Annotated in this window: 7 protein-coding genes and 1 pseudogene; 2 read left to right on the top strand and 6 right to left on the bottom strand. The window is 44.1% G+C overall.

The window, feature by feature from the left end:
* On the top strand, positions 1 to 906 hold a 906-nt coding region (locus RMO35_RS17480), incomplete at its 5' end, for a hypothetical protein (protein ID WP_309742610.1).
* 155 nt (positions 907 to 1,061) lie between these two features.
* On the opposite strand, the gene RMO35_RS17475 is transcribed toward RMO35_RS17480, so the two are convergent.
* The 4 genes from RMO35_RS17475 to RMO35_RS17460 form a co-directional block, all read right to left on the bottom strand.
* Complete coding sequence (locus RMO35_RS17475) at positions 1,062 to 2,120, bottom strand: glycosyltransferase family 4 protein (RefSeq protein WP_309742608.1); 1,059 nt, start codon at positions 2,118 to 2,120, stop codon at positions 1,062 to 1,064.
* Between the two features lie 21 nt (positions 2,121 to 2,141).
* Positions 2,142 to 3,482, bottom strand: a complete 1,341-nt coding sequence (locus RMO35_RS17470) for an O-antigen ligase family protein (protein ID WP_309742607.1) — start codon at positions 3,480 to 3,482, stop codon at positions 2,142 to 2,144.
* 125 nt (positions 3,483 to 3,607) lie between these two features.
* The gene (locus RMO35_RS17465; RefSeq protein WP_309742605.1) at positions 3,608 to 4,567 is read right to left on the bottom strand and encodes a glycosyltransferase; all 960 of its coding nucleotides are present in this window, start codon (positions 4,565 to 4,567) and stop codon (positions 3,608 to 3,610) included.
* A 25-nt stretch (positions 4,568 to 4,592) separates the two neighbouring features.
* Positions 4,593 to 6,140 carry a polysaccharide biosynthesis C-terminal domain-containing protein gene (locus RMO35_RS17460; RefSeq protein WP_309742603.1) on the bottom strand — a complete coding sequence of 516 codons (1,548 nt, stop codon included), beginning with the start codon at positions 6,138 to 6,140 and terminating at the stop codon, positions 4,593 to 4,595.
* Between the two features lie 327 nt (positions 6,141 to 6,467).
* Between RMO35_RS17460 and rfbD the strand changes: the two genes are divergently transcribed.
* Positions 6,468 to 7,352, top strand: a complete 885-nt coding sequence (gene rfbD / locus RMO35_RS17455) for a dTDP-4-dehydrorhamnose reductase (protein WP_309742601.1) — start codon at positions 6,468 to 6,470, stop codon at positions 7,350 to 7,352.
* On the opposite strand, the gene rfbC is transcribed toward rfbD, so the two are convergent.
* Together rfbC and RMO35_RS25415 are read right to left on the bottom strand one after the other, a co-directional pair.
* Positions 7,335 to 7,886 (bottom strand): dTDP-4-dehydrorhamnose 3,5-epimerase, encoded by a 552-nt coding sequence (rfbC, locus tag RMO35_RS17450; protein WP_309742599.1) that lies wholly within the window; start codon positions 7,884 to 7,886, stop codon positions 7,335 to 7,337. The two genes, rfbD and rfbC, sit on opposite strands and share 18 nt — an antisense overlap.
* Before the next feature lie 6 nt (positions 7,887 to 7,892).
* Positions 7,893 to 8,042 (bottom strand): annotated as a pseudogene (locus RMO35_RS25415) (glucose-1-phosphate thymidylyltransferase); the annotation flags it as partial.

Here is an 8,042-nt window from a genome sequence, read left to right as displayed (position 1 = left end):
GTCGTCATGTGGTCGGGGATGGATAATGGCTGGGATTGGTTTAATGACGCTGACTGGGCGGCTGCGGAAAAAAATATCCAGAACTTTGCCAAGACCGCCAAAGCCGGGGGCTTTCGCGGAATTGCATTTGATTCCGAGCCATATACTACCAGCAGTCCGTGGAAATATCGCCAGCAACCGCAGCAGCAGGGCAAAACGTTTGCTCGATATCAACAGCAGGTTCGCAAGCGTGGTGCTCAATTTATACGGGCAATCCAAGCTAGCCAACCACAGGCGCAAGTGCTCACATTTGGATTGCTCAGTTGGATGAAAGATCTGTGGTCTAATCCGGTGAGTAAAACTAACTTACAGCAGCAACTGGCAAGTCATGACTATGGACTATGGCCAGCTTTTATTAATGGGATGCTCGATGCGGCTCGATCGGGCGTGACAATTATCGATGGCAATGAATGGGCTTATTATTATTACAAGACTGAGTGGTTTGATGCCGCGCGCGAGGCTATTTTCAAGCAGGCGCGGATCTTTGTCGCATCCAGCAACTCTGGCAAATATGGCAAACATGTCAAACTCGGTCAAGCCGTCTACTCCGATCTCATTTTGGATCTATTTCCCAAACCGCTCACAGATCCTCGCGCTGGTAAGACTACCCAACATTTTCTATCGCCAGCCGATCGACTCCGATTATTAGAACACAATATTTATCACTCGCTCCGCACTACCGATCGCTATACCTGGGTTTATAGTGAAAGTGCTGATTGGTGGCAAAATCGGATTCCCCCAGGTGCTGAGGCGGCGATCGATCGTGCCAGAGCCAAACTTAAAGCTGGTAAACCCTTGGGCTTCGATCTCGCGCCTGCTGTCGATAAAGCTGTCAAGCAGTGTCAAGCAGTCAGTCAATATTGCTAGTATTTGCTCCGCTCTAGCATCGCCTCCGATTGTGTCTTGTCGCGCTAAACCCGGAGGAAACCTCCGGAGCGCGCGCCGCAAATCGGGGCGGACTTTGTATCATGAGCCGAGACTTCCAGTCTCCAGGCATTTCTTATCCAAGCCCAAAGCCTAAATTAGATACAACCACTCAAGAGTTGTGCCACTTGTGGGGCTGTCACTTGTAAGCAATACTTATCCTCAACCATCGCCCTACCTGCTGCACCCATTTGCACACATAAGCGCGGATCGTTTGCTAGTTTAGATAAATAATCCGTCCACTCCGACAGCGTACTTGCTTGAAAGCCATTGACACCATGAGCGATAATTTCTTGGTTGACACCAATCGGCGTGCCGACTACAGGCAAAGCACAAGCCATATATTGAATTAGTTTGATGCCACATTTCCCCTCTTCCCACGGCGTACTATCTAATGGCATAATCCCTACATCAAAGCTTTTGATATCTGCGACTTCCGATTGTTCGCGCCAATCTTTAATTGTCAGATCGAGATTGCCAAGGGTTAAGCTGCCTGCACCGACAAATGTAAAGTTACAGTTCTGTTGACGATCGAGGGTTTCAAATACAGATTGAATCGATCTTAGGTAGATACTGGTACCTGGAGAACCAATCCAGCCAATATTAAATGCTCTATTCCTACCATCGGTTTTGATGGAGTAGCGATCCAAATCGATTACCGTTGGAATTATTTCAATGCTTTTGGCACCCGCTTTACTAGCCCTAGTGGCAATGTATTTATTGCCAGCAATTACTAATTGAGCATGAGCCATCACCCGGTCTATTTTGTGAGCTAGGAAGATTTTAGTCAGCTTCGTGCCGTAATAATCGTAAATATGAAACTGGGCATCATCATAATCAACAGCATAGGGAATGTTCCTAATTAACATTCGCTCTAACCACGCTGGGACATAAGGCAAAAGTTCTTTTTCAATCCAGAGTAGATCGTAGTCTCGATCGCTAATTAATCTCATCAAGCGTTGAAAATAAGACATCAAGACATTGGTAAAATTTCGGCTACCTCTATTGATACCCGTGACATATTGATTGTCTAGAAGCGGCGCTAATGTAATGTCAAAGTCTTGAGACTTGAGGTAGGGTAAGTATTGATAAAAGCGATACCTACTACTGCCACCTAACGAACCGTACTTGGTGAGGGCTAAGATTTTAAAAGACATATAACTTATACTTATATTTATTCAATCGATTATCTTGTCACCACGAGTCGATCGGCTCCCAGTTCGATAAGCTAATTGGTTCTCTTTATTAGTATGCCCATCATTAGTCTCAGGCACATCACAATAGGGGCTAATATACATTAATGCTAAAAATATCCATTGATAGACAATATTTTGAGCGGTGAGGTTAGAGTCTTCAAATTGAAGCTGCAACAAAATTGATAACATGGCAATTAAATATAATGTCATACGACGTCTAATGGCAAAGGACAAGCTTTTATCGAAGATTTTCTTTAGGGAAAATCCTAAATTATTAATCAAAAATAAGATATATGCTACCAGTCCTAAGATGCCGCGTTCGAGGAGTGTTGTCAGAAAAATATTATGTCCGGTATGCCCCATTTCACCCAACATGCCAAAGTATCCCAAGGGTGAAAACGGATGAAGCGCAAAGTAGATAATTGATGCGTCCCATAGTATTGTCCGACCGTTAAAGCCACCCACATCTTGAGCTTGATCGCCAATTCTAGCTTCAAAAATCGAACTTAAATCCTGACCTGATAAGATAGCAATTGCGGTGACAGTTGTAATAACAGTGACGAGAAATAAGACGGTTGACTTAACATTTTTGGTCAAAATACCTACAAAAGTCATTCCCAATAGCAATGTAGTAATTACATTTCTCGACTGAGTTACAATAATTGCAAACATAATTAGTAACATCGCTAAAAACATCATCGCTCGACTATTGAACTTCAGCGATTTTGTATTAAAAGCTCGATCTAATGCCAAGAAAAAAGGCATCATCAAGCAGCCAGCGATCGTATTCGATGCTCCCCAAGGTAATGACATCAGCCCCCCATTTTCTCTTTCTAGCAATACTTTATCCAATGAGTTTTGTTGAACTGCTAGCAAAAAATTAACGATAAAATAAGCGGACATGATGACGCCAGACCACACAAAAACTTGTGATATCTTGCTATAAACTAAAGCAGCGTTCTGGCTTTTGGAAGCGTGAGAAATAATATATAAAAATATTGTGAATCCAAACAAGTCAAACACCGATCTCGCAAAAGACATTATGAGATTTTCATTCATTAGCGACGCAATAAAAATCGCAAATAAATTGATGGCGGCAAAAAGTAATGATAGCTTTAAATCATTTGGATAATTAACTCTTTCCTTTCTAACAATATAACTACCAGCAATAAAGAAAAATAGTAAAATGAGAAATGGGAAAGCAAATGTTATTACAAAAGAACCACCTCCAGTTCCAGTTGAAAAAGGAATGAGATACATGGAGATCGCAAAGATGATGTACAGATGACTACTGTAGGAATTTTTATCTACTGGAAGAAACATATGTAATTGTGGGGTGATGCACGTTCTTGTGTTGGATCTTGCTGTGCGGGTAGATCGATTATTGATGAATTCAATCCTCTGTCTTTGTGAATCGGCAGACGCTAAAGAGAGGTAATTATTAATTATTAATTATTAATTATTGAAGAGCCAATCGATTTGTAAATTGCTGGCAGATTAGCGAAGATTTTGATGTAGCCCTGAATTGTCTCTGTTGCTTGTGAGGGTGAGAATTTAAGCAAAGCAAAACCAATGCGAGTAATTGGTTCGATCGTCAGTGTTGCTAGGGCGATCGCGGTCGCTTGGAACCAATTAAAATGTTTGTAGCCATAGAGAATCCGGCTGCGTTGAGAATAAAACAACCTCGTTGCTTTGATCTTTTCAGAAGTACCACCCCCTTTGTGGAAAGAGCGAGTGTCTGCTAAGTAATAAGAACACCAACCTGCTAGATGAACGCGATAGGATAAGTCGAGATCTTCAAAGTATACGAAAAAGTTTTCATCAAAGCCTTGCAATGATTCAAATAACTCGGTTCTAATTAGGTAAAAAGCACCCATGACATGATCTACTCGCTGCGTATTGTCATGATTCCATTCCGTCATCATGTAGCTAGTCAGCTCGGATTTGACTAATTTATCGATACCCAAAATACTGCACCAGAGATTAGTCGGACTGGGAAACCTCGCACAACTACGTTGAATTCTACCCCGTTCGTCTACGAGTTGAATGCCAACTACGCCGACTTTCTGCGCCAAAGATTCGTCCATAAAGCTGGCAGCACGATCGATCGAATCTTCAGCTACTCGGGTATCGGGATTTAAAAAAAGCAGATAGTCAGAATTGCAAACTGCGGCACCTTGATTGCAAGCAGCTCCAAACCCTTGATTGACAGAGTTTCTAATAATCTGAAGCGGTAAATCGAGCTGTTCTAAGCCATTGAGAGAAGTATCTGTCGATGCGTTATCGACAATAATTACTTTATCTAGTTTGAATTTTTGCCGATCGCTCCCGACGATCGCGTCCAGGCATTCCCGTAGTTGATGACCAGAATTCCAGTTAATTGTAATAATACTAATAGTTGGTGTCACGATCGCGCTCCTAGATATATTTGGGCTACTGTAATGATTTCTTTTTTAAAATTTTACTCATTACCTTATTTACGGCCTCAGCCGCCATCCGCCGATCTTCTGGTTCGAGGATATGTTCCCACAATACAAACCAACTCATCGCTGTCAAGATCGTAGCAGGGCCGAATACCAGGAAAATATTCGTAGGATTTCCATACCGATTATTGAGGGCAAATAAGCAAATCGTGGGGACTACAATTAGCAAAACAGGCTTCACAACTGTCACGATCAAAGCCATTTTATCAGCAACAAATATTTTTTTAGTTCGGGGTAAATTGTAGAAAAAGTGCAGACCGACACTTACAAAACCACCAATTAACGTCCCGAATGCCACGCCATCGGCACCGATTCTAGACGTTAACAGCAGACTGAAGATTAAATTGGTAGCTGCTTCGATTAATGGTGATAGAATTACCTTCCGGTGCTCGCCACAGCCGATCGCGATCGTAAAGTAAGGACTCCCCACTTGGCGCACGAAATTAGCCGCAACTAATAGCTCGAATAAATGACTGGTGGCGATTGCATAATCAGCCCCAACCCACAAGCCAATGACTGTTTTCGATACCAATATCAGCGGTAGATTTGTGGCAATCAGCAGCACGACGGTATATCGAGTTGTCGCTACTAATAGTCGTCCGAGACTGTCTGGCTCATTCCTGGCACCGATTGATGAGGCAACTGGAATTAGGGTATTGAGGATCGAGATCGAAATCCCAAAAACAAAATTTGTGAGTGTGGCTGCTAATGCGTAATAGGGAATCGATTTGTAATCATAAAAACCAATAATTGTGGTATCGAGACCGCTAACTATCAGCAAACCTAATGTTGAAACCGATAGCGACAAACAGGATTCGGCAACTTCGATCGCCGACTTTTTCGAGATGAGTTGTGGGGAGATCCGATAGCCTGCGGCAATCTTTCGATATGCGAGATATTGCCATAACCCTGCACCTAAATTGGTAATGCCAACCATTACCGCCATCATTACGATACTCTGACTTGCCTGCGCAGCTAATACGACTAGTACCCCGGCAAATATTTTAGTACTACCAACGATCCAAGCCGGGATATCATAACGCTGCAAGCCGATAAAAACGGCACCAAAAACTGAAAAAGGTAAGGCGACAGCCAGCGTACCACCGACGCACATTAATGCTAACCGAGCATCCTGCTGCAAGGCTGCTGGCATATCTGGAAATAGCCGTGGCAATTGCCAAGCGAGCAGCGCAATTGCTACGAACGCGATCGACCCCGATCCAGTCAGGATCGCGATCGCGCTGCTGATGATACTATCGCGTTTTTTAGTATCCCCTAGCTCATTGTAGTGCGCGACAAATCGACCGATTACTGTCTGAATCCCCAGATCTAACAGACTCACGTAGGTACTCAGTTGTAAGATCAGCAACCAGGCACCATAAGCGTCCTTAGTCAAAATTCTTGCTAAAAATGGGGGTAGCAATAACATCGATAATGCTACTGCACCCCCACGACAGAGATTAGCAAATATATTTTTTAGGACAGTTAAATTCGACATTTATTTATTCAAAGTAGATCGCTAGACAACTGGAGTGCGATCGTCTTAAAATTCTTGATTGTGTTTCGATTATACCCAATGCTACTGAATTCTAGAATCGGTGCAATTACCGATCTATGAGTGCTTGTAGGTAACTTTTTTATAGAAATTAGGAAGCTGACAGTTTTACTCCCTTCCCAGTGACAAATTAGACATCTAGTATGTTAGTGGATAGTGGATAGTGGATAGTGGATAGTGGATAGTGATAGTGAATTACAGATGTCTAGTTCTTGAGTGGGAAGGGAGTAGGATAAAATCGAGTGACGATCTTTTTTAAATTACGAGCAGATGAGAGAAATTTTACTCCTGGGTCAGCAGGGTCAAGTTGCGTGGGAATTACAAGTAGCGCTAGCCACGTTAGGACGTGTGACCGTGTGGGGATCTCAAGAGTTGGATTTAGCCGATCCCGATCGGATCCGCGATCGCCTCCGCGCACTTGAGCCACAGATAATAGTCAATGCTGCTGCTTATACGGCAGTAGATAAAGCCGAGCAAGAGCCAGCACTGTGTCAGGCAATTAATGCCACTGCGCCGGGAGTAATCGCCGAATTAGCACGGGAATTTGGCGCGTTGCTAGTCCATTATTCGACAGAGTATGTATTCGATGGCACTAAGACTAGTCCTTATCTAGAAACCGATACTCCCAATCCTTTGGGGGTGTATGGCGCGAGTAAACTGGCGGGAGAACAGGCGATTATCCAAGCTGGTTGCGCTCATTTAATCTTGCGGACGACGTGGGTATATGGCAATCGCGGTAAAAACTTTTTACTGACGATTTTACGGCTAGCCGCCGAGCGACCGGAACTAAAAATTGTCGCGGATCAAGTCGGTGCGCCCACTTGGAGTAAATCGATCGCGATGGCGACATCGCAAATATTGGCTCGCTGCGGAGATCGAGATCCAGCGACAATTAGCGGCATCTACAATCTGTCCGCTGCTGGGAAGACCAGTTGGCACGGGTTTGCCAGTGAGATTGTCGATCGGTACCGCACGCAATTTCCCGATCGAGCGCTCCAAGTTACAGACATCGTGCCGATTCCGGCTAGCGATTATCCCACTCCCGCCCAACGTCCGGCTTACTCAGTCTTAGATAATAGCAAGGTGTTAGCTACTTTTGGCGTGCAGCTACCAGATTGGGATCTGAGCTTGGGACAGTTATTTGCCAGATGGTAACAGATCCAAAATAGCCGCAACCTTGGGTAAAATCGCATCTTTGGCCGATAAGATCGGGGTATCGATCGGCCAGTCGATCGCGAGTTGGGGGTCGTCCCACATCAAACCAGCCTCATCCCCAGGCACATAAAAGTCCGTACATTTGTATAAGAACTCGGCACCGTCACTCAATACGCAAAACCCGTGGGCAAAATTTTCGGGAATGTACATCTGCTTTTTATTCTCAGCCGATAGGATTTCTCCATGCCATTTGCCAAAAGTGGGCGAATTGCGGCGGATATCGACAGCGACATCAAAGACTTCCCCTTGGGTGACGCGGACTAATTTGCCTTGGGGGTGCTTGAGTTGGAAATGCAAACCCCGCAGCACATGTTTGGTGGAATAGGATTGATTATCCTGAACGAAGGGATGGGGAATGCCGATATCGGCATACTTTTGCTGTTGATAAGTTTCCAAAAAATAGCCCCGACTATCGCTAAATACTGGCGGGGCGAAGACGATGACTTCTGGGAGGGCAGTTTGAAAAATTTCCACGATCGACTAGATTCCTTCTGTAGCTAATTTGAGCAAATATTGACCGTAATCATTTTTAGCCATCGTATTACCGATCGTCACCAAGCGATCGGCATTGATGTAGCCCATCCGAAAGGCCACTTCTTCAATACAGGCAATCTTTAAACCTTGGCGTTG

This window comes from Chamaesiphon sp. OTE_20_metabat_361, from assembly GCF_031364565.1.
Note: the sequence above shows the minus strand (reverse complement) of the source record. Positions and strands in the feature narration are given on the sequence as shown.

Coding starts and splice junctions, on each gene's coding strand:
- RMO35_RS17475 (WP_309742608.1), bottom strand. CDS start 2,120: ATGTCTTTTAAAATCTTAGCCCTCACCAAGTACGGTTCGTTAGGTGGC.
- RMO35_RS17470 (WP_309742607.1), bottom strand. CDS start 3,482: ATGTTTCTTCCAGTAGATAAAAATTCCTACAGTAGTCATCTGTACATC.
- RMO35_RS17460 (WP_309742603.1), bottom strand. CDS start 6,140: ATGTCGAATTTAACTGTCCTAAAAAATATATTTGCTAATCTCTGTCGT.
- rfbD (WP_309742601.1), top strand. CDS start 6,468: ATGAGAGAAATTTTACTCCTGGGTCAGCAGGGTCAAGTTGCGTGGGAA.